At 71.2% G+C, this 17,064-nt stretch carries 15 protein-coding genes; 5 read left to right on the top strand and 10 right to left on the bottom strand.

From position 1 onward, the window contains the following. The first annotated feature begins 145 nt into the window (after positions 1-145). The 4 genes from cseB (at position 146) to F603_RS0104080 (ending at position 4,314) form a co-directional block, all read left to right on the top strand. Positions 146-856, top strand: coding sequence for a two-component system response regulator CseB (gene cseB / locus F603_RS0104095; protein ID WP_019544746.1), 711 nt, complete (start codon positions 146-148; stop codon positions 854-856). 1 nt (position 857) lies between these two features. After that, complete coding sequence (locus tag F603_RS0104090; RefSeq protein WP_019544745.1) at positions 858-2,102, top strand: ATP-binding protein; 1,245 nt, start codon at positions 858-860, stop codon at positions 2,100-2,102. Between the two features lie 168 nt (positions 2,103-2,270). After that, positions 2,271-3,326, top strand: a complete 1,056-nt coding sequence (locus tag F603_RS0104085) for a D-alanyl-D-alanine carboxypeptidase family protein (RefSeq protein WP_019544744.1) — start codon at positions 2,271-2,273, stop codon at positions 3,324-3,326. A gap of 28 nt (positions 3,327-3,354) precedes the next feature. Beyond that, positions 3,355-4,314: an endonuclease/exonuclease/phosphatase family protein gene (locus F603_RS0104080; protein WP_245600669.1), complete on the top strand. Its 960-nt coding sequence runs from the start codon at positions 3,355-3,357 to the stop codon at positions 4,312-4,314. 303 nt (positions 4,315-4,617) lie between these two features. Here F603_RS0104080 and F603_RS0104075 read toward each other — a convergent pair whose 3' ends face one another. The 4 genes from F603_RS0104075 to F603_RS0104055 all read right to left on the bottom strand — a co-directional run bounded on the left by F603_RS0104075 (position 4,618) and on the right by F603_RS0104055 (position 9,024). Next, positions 4,618-5,022: a ChaB family protein gene (locus F603_RS0104075; protein ID WP_026328122.1), complete on the bottom strand. Its 405-nt coding sequence runs from the start codon at positions 5,020-5,022 to the stop codon at positions 4,618-4,620. A gap of 247 nt (positions 5,023-5,269) precedes the next feature. Further along, positions 5,270-6,442 (bottom strand): glutathione-independent formaldehyde dehydrogenase, encoded by a 1,173-nt coding sequence (locus F603_RS0104070; protein WP_019544741.1) that lies wholly within the window; start codon positions 6,440-6,442, stop codon positions 5,270-5,272. A gap of 348 nt (positions 6,443-6,790) precedes the next feature. Continuing rightward, positions 6,791-7,774 (bottom strand): glycoside hydrolase family 64 protein, encoded by a 984-nt coding sequence (locus F603_RS0104065; protein ID WP_019544740.1) that lies wholly within the window; start codon positions 7,772-7,774, stop codon positions 6,791-6,793. Between the two features lie 566 nt (positions 7,775-8,340). Next, positions 8,341-9,024, bottom strand: a complete 684-nt coding sequence (locus tag F603_RS0104055; protein ID WP_019544738.1) for a ribonuclease H family protein — start codon at positions 9,022-9,024, stop codon at positions 8,341-8,343. 202 nt (positions 9,025-9,226) lie between these two features. Between F603_RS0104055 and F603_RS0104050 the strand changes: the two genes are divergently transcribed. Continuing rightward, the gene (locus F603_RS0104050; RefSeq protein WP_019544737.1) at positions 9,227-10,120 is read left to right on the top strand and encodes an aminoglycoside phosphotransferase family protein; all 894 of its coding nucleotides are present in this window, start codon (positions 9,227-9,229) and stop codon (positions 10,118-10,120) included. Positions 10,121-10,312: 192 nt separating this feature from the next. Here F603_RS0104050 and F603_RS0104045 read toward each other — a convergent pair whose 3' ends face one another. The 6 genes from F603_RS0104045 to F603_RS0104020 are packed head-to-tail and all read right to left on the bottom strand — an operon-like array spanning position 10,313 to position 16,855. After that, entirely contained in the window at positions 10,313-11,611 is a 1,299-nt protein-coding gene (locus F603_RS0104045; protein WP_019544736.1) for an MFS transporter, read from the bottom strand. A 40-nt stretch (positions 11,612-11,651) separates the two neighbouring features. Beyond that, entirely contained in the window at positions 11,652-13,121 is a 1,470-nt protein-coding gene (locus F603_RS0104040) for an MmgE/PrpD family protein (RefSeq protein ID WP_019544735.1), read from the bottom strand. Beyond that, the gene (locus F603_RS0104035) at positions 13,121-13,948 is read right to left on the bottom strand and encodes a cyclase family protein (protein ID WP_019544734.1); all 828 of its coding nucleotides are present in this window, start codon (positions 13,946-13,948) and stop codon (positions 13,121-13,123) included. Before F603_RS0104035 ends, F603_RS0104040 begins: the two co-directional genes overlap by 1 nt. Positions 13,949-13,998: 50 nt before the next feature. Continuing rightward, positions 13,999-14,829: an HpcH/HpaI aldolase/citrate lyase family protein gene (locus F603_RS0104030; protein ID WP_019544733.1), complete on the bottom strand. Its 831-nt coding sequence runs from the start codon at positions 14,827-14,829 to the stop codon at positions 13,999-14,001. Continuing rightward, entirely contained in the window at positions 14,826-16,040 is a 1,215-nt protein-coding gene (locus F603_RS0104025; protein ID WP_019544732.1) for a CaiB/BaiF CoA transferase family protein, read from the bottom strand. The genes F603_RS0104030 and F603_RS0104025 overlap by 4 nt, the downstream gene beginning before the upstream one ends. Continuing rightward, positions 16,037-16,855, bottom strand: a complete 819-nt coding sequence (locus F603_RS0104020) for an IclR family transcriptional regulator (RefSeq protein ID WP_019544731.1) — start codon at positions 16,853-16,855, stop codon at positions 16,037-16,039. Before F603_RS0104020 ends, F603_RS0104025 begins: the two co-directional genes overlap by 4 nt. Positions 16,856-17,064: the final 209 nt, after the last annotated feature.

Raw genomic sequence — 17,064 nt, 5'->3', positions numbered from 1 at the left:
CGGCTACGTCGTGCTAGGTACTCGGTGGCGACGTGTGGAAGGCAGGATGCGCACAGGACGAGACGAAGGACCGCCGCGCGGAGATCACGCGGTGGGTGCAGGAGAAAGGTCGGGTCGAGTGACTCACGGGGATGCCCCGACGCCCGTGACGATCCTGTTGGTCGAGGACGACGAGGTCATCCGCAGGTCCGTCACGATCGCGCTGGAGCGCTACGGCTACCAGGTCATGTCCGCGGGTGACGGCCTGACCGGACTGGAGCTGTTCAGGGAAGGCCGTCACGATCTGCTGCTGCTGGACGTGATGCTGCCCGGCCTCGACGGGATCGGGCTCTGCCGACGGATCAGGGAGACGAGCATGGACCCGGTTCTGATGATGTCCGCGCGCGGCGACGCGCTGGATGTGGTCTCCGGTCTGGAGGCGGGCGCCGACGACTACGTGGCCAAGCCCGTCGACACCGCGGTTCTGGTGGCCCGTATCCGCTCGCTGCTGCGGCGGGCGGTCTACACGCCTGCCGCCGTCCCGCCTCCCGCGGACGAGGTGCGGCCGGAGCGGTACCGTCCCGACGAGCGCACCCGGCTCGTTTTCGGCGAACTGACCATCGACACCGCGGGACTCGAGGTATCACTGGCCGGCAGGCCCCTCGCGCTGGCCCCGACCGAGCTGCGGCTCCTGCTGGAGTTCGCCGCGAATCCCGGCACCGTACTCGACCGGCAGACGCTGCTGCGCAACGTGTGGGACTACGGCTGGGACGGCGACAGCCGCGTGGTCGACCTGTGCGTGCAGCGGCTGCGGAAGAAGATCGGAAGCGACCGCATCGAGACCGTACGCGGGTTCGGCTACAAGTTGCGGCGCTGACGTGCGCGATCTGCTCAACTGGCGTTCGCTGCGCTGGAAGACGTGTCTGCTCGTCACCGTCTGCTGCTGTGCCGTCGCGCTGACCGTCGGAAGTCTGGTGCACTCCAGCACCCTGGCCCGGTCGATGAACGACGGTGGTGCGGAAGCCGTCGCGGCGCTGACCCGGAGCTTGGACAACTACGAGCGGGACGGCGTCCCGCCCCCCGAGCTCCGGTCGTCGCCTGGTGCCCTTCCCGACGAGTTGCTGCGCCGACTCCGCGATCGGCAGGGCCACGGCCAGAGCGACGTCACCTGGTACGAGAAGCCGGGCCCCGGGGACCATCCGTCGATGTGGGCGGCGCGTACGTACCGCGGCGAACCCGTCGCCGTGAAGATCGACATGACGGCCGATCTGCTCACGCGCCGCGCTTTGGACCGGCACATGTGGAAGTACTCCCTTCTCGCCCTGGCCGTCATCGTTCCCCTGTCGGTGCTCGCCGCGGAACTGCCGCACCGCCGACTGCAGAAGGTGGCGCGCACCGCCCGCCGGATCGAATCCGGTGACCTGACCGCGCGGACCGGAGAGAGCCGCGGCGACGACGAGATCACCGCCATCTCGGCCACGGTCGACTCGATGGCCGACAGCCTGCACCAGCGGCTGCTGACCGAGCAGCGCTTCACCGCGGACGTCGCCCATGAACTGCGGACTCCGCTGATGGGTCTGGTCACCGCGAGTGAGTTGCTCCCCGAGGGGGAGGCTACCGAGCTGGTTCGGGATCGGGTGCGGGTCCTGCGGACCCTTGTCGAGGACCTGTTGGAGATCTCCCGGCTCGACGCGGGTGGCGAGCGGGCCGAATCGAGACGGGTGCCGCTGGCCGAGGCGGTCTCGGAATCGCTGGCCCGTACGGGGCAGCAAACGCGGTTCACTGCGGCGGACGCCCTGTGCGCCGAGACCGATCCGCGCCGTCTCGACCGGATCGTCACCAACCTCGTCGTCAACGCCCACCGCCACGGTCGCGCGCCCGTCGAGGTCACTGTTGCGGGCACCACGGTGACCGTGCGCGACCACGGTCCCGGCTTCCCGCCAGAGCTGCTCAACGACGGACCCCAGCGGTTTCGTACCGGGGCGCCGGAACGCGGCCGGGGCCACGGGCTGGGACTCACCATCGCGCTCGGCCAGGCCGAGGTGATCGGAGCGTCGCTGTCCTTCGCCAACGCGTCCGACGGCGGAGCCGTCGCCACCCTCCGGCTGCCGGGCGACGACTGACATCTCACTGGCACACCCGCACAGCGCTGCCGTGCCGTGACGTTGTTACGCAACGGATGCACGGCCGAGCGGGAGCGGCGACGCGGTCACGGCGGTGTGGACATGCGCGCAGCCGAGAGTGGTCGCGATGCGCGAACGCCGCGCACCGTGCCCCCTTGGAGGTCCCCCATGCGCCCGACGCCCGAACCGGGTGAACACGACAGCCCGCGCACCTTGCCACCGGGGTCGGCGACCGAGCGGCTACGCCTGCGGCGTCACCCGGCGCTCCTCGTCGCCGCGACTGCCCTGGTCACGCTGGTAGTTCTCGGGAGCGTGCTCTACATCGGCGCCGGGAACGACGCGTCAGATGCCGAAGGGCTGTTCGACGGGGCGAAGAGTGACGCGGCACTGCCGTGGCCGGACGAGGGCCAGGCGGCCGTGCTGGTCGAAGGGTTCGGTGAGCGCGGTGACCTGGGCGCCCACGGGCCCCGGCGACCGGTGCCGATCGCCAGTGTCACCAAAGTGATGACGGCGTACGTGATCCTGCGCAACCACCCGCTGGACGGCAGCGAGACCGGCCCTTCGATCACCGTCGACCAACGGGCGGCGGACGAGTCCTTCTCCGGCACGGAATCCACCGTCGAGGTCAGGCGGGGACAAGAGCTGAGCCAACGGCGGTTGCTGGAACTGATGCTCATCCCCTCGGGCAACAACATCGCGCGGCTGCTTGCGCGTTGGGATGCGAAGTCGCACGAGGCGTTCGTCGCCAAAATGAACCGCGTCGCCGACGACCTGGGCATGGACCGCACCACCTACACGGAAGCCAGCGGCGCCGAGTCCGCCACCACGAGCACGGCAGCCGACCAGTTGAAACTCGCGCGGCAGGCCATGCGCGACGAGGTCTTCAGGTCCATCGTCTCCCAACCGGACACTGCCTCCGCCGCGGTTTCCGACACGCTCGTCAACACCAACGACCTCCTGGCCACACCGGGCGTGATCGGGATCAAGACCGGCTCCAGCACCCCCGCCGGAGGCGCCCTGATGTGGGCGGTCACCGTGCCGGACCGACGCGGGGAGAAGCATCTCGCTCTCGGTGTCGTTCTGCACCAACGCACCGAGACCAGCCCGCAAGAGGGCCTCAACGCCGCCTTCGACTCCAGCCGCGCGCTCGTGGAGGAAGTACAGAGTCAGGTGGCTGCGACCGATCCCGCGACGGCGGCCGCCACCCCGTCCGAAAGCCGGTGAGACCGCCTTGGCAACTCTCCCTGACACCGTGTCTCCCGAGCCGGAAACCGTTCGACCGCCGCGCCAGCACCCGGGCGTCTGGCGCCAGGGGCGGACCACCGCCCTTCTGGCGCCGCTGGCCACGCTCGTGATGGTGGGCCACGCCCGGATCCCGGACTGGCTCGGCGGCCTCGGCAGTTTCACCGAGTCCTTTCTGCCGTGGACGGGCCTCGTCGTGCCGGTGCTCCTCGTGTGCGCGGCGATCCGGCGTTCCGCGACGCTCGCCGTGGCCGTGCTGCTGCCCGCCGTCGTGTGGACCGCGCTCTTCGGTGGGACGCTCGCGGACAAGCGCGCGGACGGCGGCGACTTGACCGTGGTGACGCACAACGTCGACGAGCAGAATCCGCACCCGGCCCGCACCGCACGGGCGCTGGCCGCCTCCGACGCGGACGTGGTGGCCCTCGAGGAGCTGGGGGACGACACCTCCGTCTACCGTGCGGTGTTGCGCGACCGCTATCCGTACCACTCGGTGCAAGGGACGGTGGGCCTGTGGAGTCGTCACCCGCTGGCCGATGCCCGCACCGTCGACATCGCGTCCTGGCCACGCGCGATGCGTGCCACCGTCCGTACCCCCAAGGGGCCGGTCGCCGTCTACGTCGCCCATCTCCTGTCCGTCCGGTTCAGCTCCCTGACGGGCCTCAGTACGGACGGCCGCGATCGGGCCGCGGCTCGGCTCGCCGAGGCGCTGCGCGCGGAACCACTCCCCCGTACTCTCCTTCTGGGAGACCTCAACGGCACCACGGACGACGGTGCTCTGTCCGCGGTCACCTCTCCGATGCGCTCGGCACAGGAGGTGGCAGGGGCCGGGTTCGGGTTGAGCTGGCCGGCGTCCTTGCCGGTGGCCCGGATCGACCACATTCTGGTAGACGGCATGCGACCTTGCTCGGCCTGGAACCTGAAGGCGACCGACAGCGATCACCTGCCGGTGGCGGCGTCCGTGCGGCTCTAGGCGGGGGCATGCGGCCGCCGGAGTAGTCGCTTCTCTGACGGTCGGCGGATGGCTGCCCGGGGCCTGGGCGGGCATGGAGTCGTGGTCGTCGCGCGCCCCGCCGGTACGTCGCGGTCGTTGCCGTGCCGTCGCGATGCAGCGGCGGGCGCGGCTCGGTGGCCGTGACGACACAGCGCCGGGCTTTCACACAGCTCGTTGGGCGGGGCTCGGCCTCAAGGACAGGACGCGCTCGAGTTGCTCACTCGCGGGAGAATCGAGCGCGTCATCTCGGGCCGAGCCCGGCGGGCAGGAGTGTGCCTCCCGTCAACGTGCTCTGGCTTCCCGTGTATCGGTACGGTTCGCCTTGCGGATCGCCTTGAGCAGCTCGGACTTGTTCATGCCTGCGCGTCCCTCGATGCCGAGACGCCGCGCGACGCCGTAGAGGTGCTGCTTGGAGGCCCTCTCGTCGACGCCCTCACCGCTGCGGCCACCCTGCTGCCGAGGACGCGCCGACTGCGGGTCCGACGGTCCCTTGCGGCCGCCCTCCTTGCGTTCCCAGTGATCACCGACCTTTTCGTACTCGTGCTTCAGCGCACCGTAGGCGACCCGCTGCGCTCGCTGGCCCTCGCCGTACTCCTTGATGGCCGAGTCGTGTGCCTTGACCCACGTGCGCTGCGCGCCCTGGGGCGACCGCTCCAAGGTCGACGGCATGTCCTGTCGTCCGGGCATGTGCCTCATCTCCTCGTGCATGGGTTGGCTGGACGTCGGGTTCCCCTCTCAGGGCCGGGGTAACGGCGGGTCGGACGGGCCCTGGTCATGGGCGCACGGCATTTTCGAGGGGCTCGGCCACCGGGGTCCGCTCGCGCTTTTTCCCGCTTCGAGCGACAAGCGTCAAGCGGAACTGTGACTTGACGGCGACGGGGGCCGCAGTCCAGTACCGAGGCCGACACCGTGACGCAGCGTGGCTCGCCGGGCGTCACGGCTGGAGAACGGACTTGATCACGCCGTCTGCGCGCTGGTCGAAAGACCGGTACAGGGAAGGTGCTTGCTCCAGTCCGCCATGGTGGGTGACCACGCGTCCGGGGTGGGCCCGGCCGGCGACCACGAGGTCGCGGAGCCGGGTGGTGTAGCGGCGGTCGTGGGTACGGCCGAACCGTACGGAGAGGCCCTTGGAGAAGAACGTGGCCCACGGGACGGTGAGCCGCCCGTCGCCGCTCCCGCCGGGTGCCGGGTGCGGGTCGGACTCGGCGTAGACGCCGGCGACGCCGATGTTTCCGGTGGGGTTCACCAGCCGAGCGAGGTCGCTGAGCACCTGGGTCGGGTTCTCGCTGCCGCGGCGGTCTCGGTCGCAGGCCTGGAAACCGACCGCGTCGATGCCCTTCTGCACCCCGTCCATCGCCTCCTCACCGATCGGTAGCCCTGCCTGGTGACGACGCTGCCGGATCTGGTCGACCGGGTCGCCGTCCCGGTAGTCGATCGGGACGGCGCCGAGGTCGCCGGCTTTGTCCAGGCGGTCGGACACCGCGTCGACGACGTAGACCTCGCGGGCTCCTCTCAACTGCGCGCTGTGCGCGGCGAGCAGACCGACCGCGCCGGCGCCGAAGACGGCGACCGTGCTGCCCGCGGTCACCTCGGCGAGTTCGGTGGCGTGCCAGCCGGTGACGAACGCGTCCGCGAGCAGGACGAAGTCGTCCTCCCAGTCGTCACCGGGCCGGCCGGGCAGCGGAATGCAGTTGGCGTCGGCGTACGGAACCCGCAGCAACTCGGCCAGCGCTCCGCGATAGGGGCCCATCCCCGGGTAGCCGTAGGCCGCGCCGAAGCCGTTCGGTCGGACCCGCAGGCAGGCCGCCGAGCAGCCGCGGGCACAGTTGACGCACACCCCGCAGTACAGATGGGTGGGCATGACGACGCGATCGCCCCGCTCCACCATCTGCACCCCTGGGCCGACGTCCTCCACGACGCCCAACGGTTCGTGGCCGAGCACCATTCCGGCGGTGGCGCCCATACGGCCGTCGTACATGTGCAGGTCCGTGCCGCACATCGCGCTCGACGTCACTCGCACCACGACGTCGGTCGGCTCCTCAACGACCGCGTCCGCGACTTCCTCCACGCCGACCGTTCCGGCGTCCTGGTAGACGACCGCCCTCATGCGCCAGCACCTCCCTCTCGTACGACCTCGACGCCCCACAGTGTGCGGCGCGAGGCGGGGAGGAAGCCGTCAGGCAGTCGGAGCGGCGCCGATGTGGCACCGTGCGACGGAGCCTTCGGGTGAACGTCCGCGGTGTTCCGGCACCTTCGCCGTGCGCGGTCCGCTCGGAGCCCTCGCCGGGGCGGGAGCGTGTACGAACCGGCGGGCACGGACCGGCTCCTGTGGCTTTTCGGTGCGACATTGCCGGCCGCGGGGGCGAGCCCTTCCCCGGGTTCCTCGGCGGCCGACGGACGACGGCGGGCTCCCCGGTTCGGGGAGCCCGCCGCATTGGGCGTCTGTCCGGACGGCTCAGTAGCCGACGGCGACGACCAGGTACTCCGGGTTGTCGGAGGTGATGAGCGTGTCCTGGCCTTCCGCGTCGTCGTACGGGAATCCGTAGGAACGGTTGTCGATCGAGTGGTCGTGCCAGAACTGGGCGTAGTAGTTCGCCGGTGCGTCCTTGTAGAAGTTCTCCGGGTCGGCCTGCTGGTCCTCGGGCAGGTCGGCGACGTGCCGGTTGAGGCCGGCGCAGCCGGACGGGTCCTCGCTCAGCGGGCCGGAGCAGGCGAAGATCTCCTGCGTGGCGGCGTCGACTCCGACGGACTGCGCGTACTCGTCGAAGTAGTTCTCGTGCTGGCCGCCGGGGGCGAAGTCCGCGCCGCTGCGCGGTGCCTCGATCTTCTTGTCGCCGTCGACGAGGCCCTGGAACTCTGCGGGAACCTCGTCGGAGAACTGCTGGAAGGTGTCCTCACGCGACTGCTTGAAGAGCTCGTAGTCCTCGCCGACCTGCTGGTTCTCGCCGTCCTCCGAGTGCAGGCGCATCGCCAGCGGCAGGACGTAGCCGTCGACGCGGGTGAGGTTGCCGTAGAAGATGCCGTCCTTGACGGTGAACTCGACGAAGTCGGTGTACTCGCTGTCGGGGGAACCGACGTGGATGTCGATCCGGCCCGCCTCGATGGCCGGCAGGTCGATGTAGGGCTGCTCGGCGATGGAGTGCGTCTCGCCCTCGAAGCTCCAGTAGACCTCGTCGTCGGGGTACTGACCGTTGGTCTGGTTGGCGATCTTGACGGTGAGCGCGTTCTCGGCGGGCGGGATGTCGTCGACGTCGCCCCAGAAGTCCTCCGGCGGCGGGTCGCCGGCCTGGACGGCCTTGGTCGCGGCGCCGTCGGCGTCGGCCGTGGTGGCGTTCGAGGTGTTGCTGAACATGTACATCGCGGTCACGACGAGCGCGAGGGCGGACAGCAGGTAGATCGGCACGGCGCGGCTGCGCCGCCGAGCGTGTGCGGAGGTCAATGTTGCTCCTCGGGGGCGTGGGGGGCGTCCGCATGCCGACCCGACCGGGGCGGTACACGGACGTACTGGGCAAACCTCGGGTGCACCGGTCGACGGCCGGGCACCTCGAGGAAGGTGAGAGCGCTCTCGGTAAAGAGTGGGGTGACTGCATGAACTTGTCAACGGAAGCAACGTGGGGGCCGTCCGAGAGCGCCCGGTTTGCGTTCAATACCTGACGGGCCTTTCGGGCGGTGGTCCAAGTAGGTGCCGTGGGAGGGCAGTTGTCGATCTCTGCTACCGCTACGTCGGCCACGCGGCCAGCGCTGCTCCACCGGGGACGTCGCCGAGTGGGCCTGAAGGCTTCGTGACGCGGTGCGCATTCGGCGCGCGTGGAGCGGAGAAGTCTCGTCGGCGGATCGGTGGTTCGCCGCTGTCCCGGCCGTCGGTCGGCCCTCTCCGAGGCGAAAGCCCCTGCATGCGCGGCCAGTTGGCTGCGCACGCAGGGGCGAGTGTCGCTCTCACGGTTCGTCGGCTAGTTCGGCGATGCCCGCCGGGTTGTGCGTGGGGCCCGCCGTCCGTCGCCTCCGTCAGGATGTGGGGGCGGTGTCGCGGCAGGAGTGGTGGCCCCAGCCGGTGGCGATCCTGGTGATCTTCTCGCCCGGCTCGTAGCGGGTGTTGCAGTGGCCGCAGCGGCCGGGGAACTTGGCCTTGAGCACCGGTGTCCTGCCGGAGCCGGACGTCCGGTTCGGCCGGGTCTTGACGGGGCGGGCCGGCTTGTCCTCGGTTGCGGGGCTGGGCTGCGGGACGGTGGTGGTGCCGTGCGCGGTGCCGGCGGGGGTCTGGTCGTTGGCGGCGGTGCTGGCGGCGGCGTCGGCGATGGCGTTGAGCGGGTCGCCGTTCACCTGGTGGGCGAGGACGTGTTGGAAGACGACGTCGCGGCCGTCGAGCAGGGCGTCGATGCGGACCACCAGGTCCTTGTTGGCGACGGGCTTCTTCGACGCGGTCTGCCAGCCGTTCCGCTTCCACCCGGCGATCCACTTGGTGACCGCGTTCATCGCGTACTGGGAGTCCATGCGGATCTCCAGCGGCACGTCCGGGTCGGTGGCCTCCAACAGCTCGGCCAGGGCAGTGAGTTCGGCCACGTTGTTCGTCGTGCGGCCGAGCGGGCCGGCTTCCCAGCGCTGCGGGGTGCCCGAGGGATCGGCGAGCACCCAGGCCCAGGCCGCGGGTCCGGGGTTGATCTTGGCGGCTCCGTCGCAGGCCGCGACCATACGTTCTGGCATCCCTTGATGATGCCAGCCTCCGAGAGCCGCGGGGACTGCGGGACTGCGCCGGCGCGAAGCCCGCGCAGTGGTGGCGTCTGGCCCCCGCGTCGCCCGCGGCCCGGGGATAATCGCTCGACAGCCAAGCGGGCGACCCGCTGTGCTGGCTTCCGTCGCCCGACGAGCGGGCGCGAGACAGGAGTTGCTCTTGGTGAGCGAGCAGACCGTACGGCGGCCCGCAGTCGACGCCGTACTGGTCAGGAAGCTGGTCGACACGCAGTTCCCGCACTGGGCCGATTTGCCTCTCCGGTTACTCGACCCGGCCGGCTCCGACCACGTGATCTATCGGCTGGGCGAGAAGCTGTCCGTCAGGATGCCCCGTCACCCCGGGGCCGTCGGACAGGCGGAGAAGGAGTACGAGTGGCTGCCGCGGCTCGCGCCGTGCGTACCGCTGGCCGTGCCGGTGCCGGTGGCGGTGGGCGATCCGGACTTCGGGTATCCGTGGCGGTGGGCGGTGTCCCCTTGGCTGGACGGCGAGGTCGCGACGGTCGAGGCGTTGGGCGACTCGACCCGGGCCGCGGTCCGGCTGGCCGAATTCCTGCATGCCTTGCAGGAGTTCACGCCCGAAGGCCGCACGGTCGGGGATGCCCGCGCAGGTCTTGCCGCGGGAACACTGGCCGAGCGGGACGGCGCCACCCGGGCCGCCATCGCGGAGGTCGGGGGCGCGTTCGATGGCGCCGCCATGACCGCGTTGTGGGAGGAAGCGCTGCATGCTCCGGCGTGGGACCGTCCCCCGGTCTGGTGTCACGGTGACTTCCACACCGGCAATCTGCTGACCGCCGAGGGTCGTCTCAGCGCGGTCATCGACTTCGGCGGTCTCGGCATCGGCGACCCGGCCTGCGATCTGACGATCGCGTTCACCCTGATGTCGGCCCGGAGCCGGGCGGCCTTCCGGGCCGCGCTCAACGTGGACGACGCGACCTGGACGCGGGGACGCGGCTGGGCCCTGGCCACCGGGCTGAACGCGTACACCTCGTACGCCGCCGTGAGTTCACGTGTCGCCGAGCAGACCGCCCGGCAGATCACCGAGGCCGTGCTCGGCTGAGTGAGCGGCTCGCGCACGGGCTGTCGCGGTACGGCAGCGGTGGGCGGGGCGCCGCGTCCGGAGGCGCTTTGCCTGCCCTCGGGCGAGGGCAGGCAAAGCAGGAGGCCAACTGCGCTGCGAGGCAAGGCCGTTCGCGCCCGGCCATGCGCGGCAGACGGCAGTGGGAGACGAGTCGGCGGACCGGGGCGACCGTCACCGGGTGTCGGCGAGGGTGCCCGGGTCGTCGAGGGTGGGGCGGGGTTCGTCGCGCTTGGGGAAGATCAGCAGGGCTCCGCCGCCGACGACAGCGAGGACCGTCATGAGGACGAAGCCGCTGGAGAAGCTCCCGGTGGTGGTGACGAGGAAGCCCATCACCGAGGGCGCGACGATGCCGGAGCCGGCGAAGGCCGCGTCGGCGAAGCCTGCGGCGAGGCCGGGTTGGCCCGGCGCCGCGTCGATCGCTGCGACCCACCAGATGCCGCCTGTGACGAAGCCGATGCCGACGCCGGCCGAGATGAAGACGAGCGAGACCGTCAGCGACGGAGCGGTGAAGATCGGTATCAGGGAGGCGCCGGAGAGCAGCAGCGCGACGCCCATGATGACGAGGCGGGTGCGCGGGCTGCCGGTGCGTCGGAAGATGCGGTCGGTGAGGACGCCGCCGAGCAGTGCGCCGACCACGCCGGCCGCCCAGGGGGCGACGCTGAAGAGTCCGACGGCGGTGATGCTGAGGCCGTACTCGGTCGAGAGGTACTCGGGGAGCCAGTACATGAAGGCCCAGAACATGAAGCCCCAGGCGAAGTAGCCGATGCCGATGATCCACATGTTGCGGTTGACGAGTACGGGGCGCCACTCCACTCGGCCCTTGGAGGTGCGTTCCTCGTCGCGCTGTCCCGCAGCGATGTGGGCGCGTTCGGCGGCCGACACCCCGGGGTGCTCGTCGGGGGTGTCCTTCAGGAGCCGCCAGGCGACGGCGAACCACACGGCGCCGACGAGGGCGAGGACCCAGAACATGCCGCGCCAGCCGAAGCCGGCGATGAGTTGGGTGACCACGGGGCCGCCGATGAGCAGCGATCCGGCGACGGCGACGCCGCCGACCATGGCCAGTGCCGTGCCGCGCTCCTGCTGGGGCAGCCAGCGGCTGACCGTCCGGGTGGCGGCGGGAAAGCCTGGGCCCTCTCCGGCGCCGAGGACGACGCGGGCGAGGAAGAGGCCGAGGAAGGAGCCGGCCACCGGGGTGAGCGCGGTGACGAGGGACCAGACGGCGACGCCGAGGAGCAGGATGCGCCGGGCGCCGTAGCGGTCGACGAGTGGGCCCGCGAGGAACGCGAAGACCATGTAGCCGATGGAGAAGGCGCTGCTGATGAGGCCGTACTGGGACTTGCTGATGTCGAATGCTTCGGTGAGCGGCCCGACTGCGTAGCTGACCGCGGCCCTGTCGATGTAGTTGATGACGATGAGGGAGACGATCAGTCCGAGGGTCAGCCATCTGACACGGGTACGTGGGGAGTTCACTGGTTCACCTCGCACAGAGCGGTTGGGGTGCGGTGGCACGTCAGGTGCCGTGAGCCACCGCGGACAGCGCGCGGGTGAGGCCCGTGGTGTCCGGGGAGCCGTCGATCTGCCAGACCTCGTCGGTGAGCGCGCGTGCCGCCTCGGGGGCGACGGCGTGCTGGGCGTTGGCGAGGAACTTGGTGGTGAGTTCGTGTGCCTCCAGGGGGTCCTGGGGGCTTCCGCGGTTGACCATGACGCGTTCTGTCGCGGTGGTGCCGTCGTCGAGTTCGGCGGTGAGAACGGCGGGGAACTGGTGCGGGAAGGCGGCGGTGCACTCCTCGTCGGCGACGCAGGTGACGCGGGCCGCGAGTGCGAGGCGGGCGGGGTCCGCGGCGGCGGTGTCGGTGAAGTCGGCGTGGAAGACGCCGAGTCCGCTGTCGGGTGCGCCGCCGGGGGGCGCGAGGAGTCCGGCGGCGACGGTGTAGGGGCCGCTGAAGGCGGCGTGGTAGCCGGAGCGGGGACGTGCTTTCTCGGCGGCGGGTTCCGCGATGGTGCGGAGTACGGGGGCGGGTGCGCCGAGGGTGAGTGCGCGGATGCGGTCGGGGTGGATGCCGCGTCGGCGGAGTCGCATGGCGGCGTCGACGCCGGCGTGGGTGAAGTGGTTGCAGGGGTAGGGCTTGAGGAACAGGCGTTGCGTTTCCCAGCGTTGGCCGAGGTCCGCGGTGAGGGCGGCGGTGACGGCGGCGGTGTCGAAGCGGTCGCCGCAGAAGGCGCGGAAGAAGCCGAAGCGGCCTTCGAGGACGGTGGGCGGTCCCGTGAGGCCGACGCGTGCCATGTCCGCGGCGACGACGCCGGCGTGGGCGGCCCAGCCGCAGTGGACGCGCTTGACGGTGCCGCCGGTGCGGTTGGCCTCGATGATGCCGGAGCCCATGCTGGCCGCGATGCCGATCGCGGCGCAGATGCCGTCGTCGTCGAGTCCCCGCAGCATCGCCGAGGCGACGGCCGCGCCGATGGTTCCGCAGATGGCGGTGGCGTGGAGACCGCGGTCGAAGAAGACCGAGTTGCCGAGGGCTTCGTCGTACTGGGCCATGCCGAGGCGGCAGGTCGTCTCGATTCCGCAGGCTGCGGCGGCGAGGAGCGCGGCCCCCGGGGCTTCGGCGGCCTCGGCGGTGGCGAGGGCCGCGGGGAGGACGGAGGCGGAGGGGTGGAGGACGGACGGCAGGTGGGTGTCGTCGAAGTCGAGGCTGTGCGCGAGGGTTCCGTTGACGAGGGCGGCGGAGGGGGCGGGCAGGCGGGTGGGCGAGCCGATGACGGTGGCGACCGGGGCGCCGCCCCACTCGTGTGCCAACTCGGCCACGGCTGCGGCGGGTTGGTGGGACAGGGCCGCGAGGCTGTTGCCGAGGAGGTCGAGGAGGTGCCCCGAGGTTTTCTCACGCAGCTCGGCGGGGAGTCCGTCGTCCCTGGTGCGGGCGGCGAACCGGGCGAGGAGTCGGGCGGGTGTGGGGTCGTCGTGGGGTGTGCGGCCGGTCATCAGGCGACCACCGCGACGGGCCGGACGGGGGAACCGGTGCCGCCGACGATCCGCAGCGGCGCGACGACGAAGACGAAGGCGTGCTGCCCGGTGGCGGCGAGGTCCTCGAGCGCCAGGTGCTCCATGATGTAGACGCCGTGGTCGACGAGGAGCAGCCGGTGTACGGGCAGCACACTGTGTCCGGCGCCCGGCAGGATCTGCTCGCACGCGGTGGTGTCCGAGCCGACGGCCCGCACCCCGCGCGCAACGAGCCACTCCCCCGCTTCCTCGGTGATGCCGGGTACGCCGGTCTCCTTGCCGAGGTAGGTCGTCGGGTCGTCGAAGGTGCGTGCCCAGCCGGTGCGGACGAGCGCGACGTCTCCGGCGCGGGGTTCCTCGCCTCCGTGGCGCGCGGCGGCGTCGAGGTCGTCGGCGGTGATGCCGTAGCCGCCGGGCAGTGTGTCGGTGCCGTGTGCGGCGGCGACGTCGAGGAGGACGCCGCGGGTGACCATGGCGGGGGTCTCCTCCGCGCCGTGCCGGGAGAAGGCGCCGCCGGTCTGGGCCTGGGCCGCGTCGATGCCGCCGTGGAGCTTGCCTTCGTGGCTGACGTGGGAGAGGGCGTCGATGTGGGTGCCGACGTGGCCGCCGGTGACGATGGTCTCGTTGGCGGCGGAGCCGCCGTCGGGGCGGACCATGTCGCCGTGGCGTCGTGCGAGGACCATGCGGAAGCCGGGGTGGTTCGGCGAGCACGGCATGCCGGTGAAGAGCGGTTGGCCGAGTTCGACGAGGCGGGGTTCGGCGGGGAGAGCGTCGAGCAGGGGGTTGCGGGCGTGCGGGGCTGAGGTCATGTGGGGCCTGCCTGTCGGGGGTTGCTGTGGTGCGGTCGCGGGCGCGCGGGTCAGGCGACGTGTTCGAGGAGCCAGTGGGCGCGGGCGACGACGGCGGGGTCGACGAGCCGTCCGTGCGCGTCGAGCCAGGCGCCGCTGCCCTGGTCGCTGGCGCGTTGGAGGGAGGCGACGAGGCGTCGGGCTTCGTCGATCTCTTCGTCGCTGGGTGTGAAGACCCGGTGGACGGGCGGGATTTGACGCGGGTGGACGACGGAACGCCCGTAGAACCCGCGGTTGTGGGCGCGGCGGGTGCTCGTGGTGAGCCCGTCGATGTCGTGTACGGCGGTCCAGACGCTCTGTACCGGGCCCGGCAGCCGGGCGGCGCGTGCTGCGTGGACGAGGCGGCCGCGTGCCCAGTCGAGGGTGCCGCCGTCGTCTGCGTCGTCGGTGACTCTCAGGTCGGCGGCGAGGTCGGCCTCGCCGAGGGAGAGGAGGCGCACCTGCGGTGCTGCGGTGGCGAGTTCGTAGGCCCGCTCGACGCCGAGCGCGGTCTCCAGGAGGAGGTGGAGCGGCACGTCGAGTCGGTGTGCGAGGCGGCGGAGTTCGGTGGGGTTCTCGCTCTTGGGTACGCGGACGCCTTGGACCGGGGTGCCTGCGAGTGCGGCGACGTCCTCTTCGCCTGCGGGCAGATGGGGCGGGTTGATGCGTACCCACAGCGGCTTGGGCCAGGGTTGGCGCACGGCTGCGACGGTGTTGGCGCGGGCTTCCTGTTTGCGCTGGTGCGGTACGGCGTCCTCCAGGTCGAGGACGACGGCGTCGGCTGCGCCTTCCATCGCCTTGTGGAGGAGGTCGGGCCGGACGGCGGGAACGTAGAGCCAGGAGCGGGCCGACGGGGTGCTCATACGACGCCTCGCTGGGCGAGTCGGGCGAGTTCGTCGGCGTCGATGCCGTAGGCGCCGAGCACCTCGGCCGTGTCGCGGCCCTTGCGGGGGCCTGGCCAGCGGACCTCTCCGGGGGTGTCGCTGAGGCGGAACGGCACGTTCTGGAAGGTGACGGGGCCCAGTTCCTCGTCGTCGACGGTGGTGAGGGTGCCGAGCGCGCGGAACTGGGGGTCCTCGAAGATGTCGCTGACGTCGTAGACGGGTGCGACGGCGGCCTGTGCCTCCTCGAACGCGGCGGTGACCTCGGCCCGGCTGCGCCGGGCGATCCAGGCACCGACTGCGGCGTCCAACTCGTCGGCGTGGCGGGCGCGTTCGGCGCCGGAGGCGAACCACGGCTCGTCGATGTACTCGGGGTGTCCCACGAGGCGCATGACGCGTTCGGCGACGGACTGGGCGCTGGTGGAGACGGCGACCCAGCGGCCGTCCTTGGTGCGGTAGGTGTTGCGGGGCGCGTTGTTGGCGGATCTGTTGCCGGTGCGCTGCTGGAGCTCGCCGAGTTGGTCGTAGGTGATGGCTTGCGGGCCCAGCACGGTGAGCAGGGGTTCGATGATGGCGAGGTCGAGTACCTGCCCGCGGCCCGTCCGTTCCCTGGCGCGGAGCGCGGTCATGATGCCGAATGCGGTGGTGAGTGCGGAGACGCCGTCGGCGAGGCCGAAGGGCGGCAGGGTCGGCGGCCCGTCGGGTTCGCCTGTGATCGCTGCGAATCCGCTCATCGCTTCGGCGAGGGTGCCGAAGCCGGGGCGGCTCGCGTAGGGGCCGTGCTGCCCGAATCCGGTGACCCGGGCGAGCACGAGGCCGGGGTTGATCGCGGAGAGCTCCTCGTAGCCGAGCCCCCAGCGCTCCAGGGTGCCGGGGCGGAAGTTCTCGATGACGACGTCCGCGTCGGCGACCATGCGGCGGAAGACGTCCTGTCCTTCCGGGCTGCCGAGGTAGAGCGTGATCGCCTTCTTGTTGCGGGAGAGCATCTTCCACCAGAGGCCGACGCCGTCCTTGCTCGCTCCGTGGCTGCGGACCGGGTCGCCCTTGGGGTGTTCGAGCTTGGTGACGTCGGCGCCGTAGTCGGCGAGCAGGGTGGCGGCGAGGGGGCCGGCGAAGAGGGTGGCGATGTCGAGGACCTTGATGCCTTGGAGGGCCGTGGAGTCGGCCGGTCGGGGCGGGGTGGGGTCCGTCATGGGGGTCCTTCCGTCGTCGCGTGGGCGGGGGCCGGGCTCGGCGTCCTGTCGGGGCCGGTCCAGCCGAGCGCGGTGGAGATGTCCTGTGCGGCCTGGAGGACGTGGGGGGCGCAGGCGTCGATGAAGTCGGGGGTGAAGCGGGAGCGGGGACCGCAGACGGAGACCGAGCCGCGCACGTCGCCGTCGAGGCCGAAGAGCGGGGCGGCCAACGAGCCTGCGTCGGCCTGGCGTTCGCCCTGGGAGGTGGCGTAGCCGAGGTCCCTGATCGTCGTCAGCTCGCGGCGCAGGGCCGCGCGGTCGGTGTGGGTGCTGCCGGTGAGCGCCGGCAGGTCGTCGGCGAGTGCCTCCTCGCGTCGGTCCTCCGGCAGGTACGCCAGCACGCACTTGCCCGAGCTGCCCGCATGGAGCGGGAACCGCCTGCCCAGCTCGACGGTCATCTTCACCTCGTGGGTGCTGACGATCTGGTCGATGTAGGCGCGGCCGCCGGGGACGAGGGCGGTGAGGGTGACGGTCTCCTCGGTCTGCGCGTGGAGCCGCTGGAGGGGTTCGGCGGCGACGGCGCGCAGGTCGGAGCCGCGAAGTGCCCTGGCGCCCACCGCGGTGGCGGTGGGTCCCAGCCGGTAGAGCCGGCTCTGCTGGTCGTAGGCGACCATGCCGCGGGCGACGAGGGTTTGCAGGATGCGGTGCACGACGGCCTTGCTGAGGCCGAGGTCGCGGGCGATGCGGGAGACCCCGAGGTGGTCGGGGCCGTCGGTGAAGAGGAGCAGGACGTCGATCACGCGGCCTGCGGTCTCGGTTCCGGGCTGAGTCGTCATGGGCCCATTCTCGCCTGCCTGGGGTCGTTGGCTTGTCCTCGGTAGGCCGAAGGCGTACCGCTCAATGGAACGCCACCAAAGCACCGGCACTCGGGACTGGTCAAGAGCGCAGGCCGGGCGAATTCAGCTCTGTTCATGCCCCTGAGCAAGGTATTGACGCCTCGGAAGTGGCACTGCAAGGATCGATGAATCCGAACGTTCCGCTCACT

Source organism: Streptomyces sulphureus DSM 40104, assembly GCF_000381025.1.
GTDB lineage: Bacteria > Actinomycetota > Actinomycetes > Streptomycetales > Streptomycetaceae > Streptomyces > Streptomyces sulphureus.
Note: the sequence above shows the minus strand (reverse complement) of the source record. Positions and strands in the feature narration are given on the sequence as shown.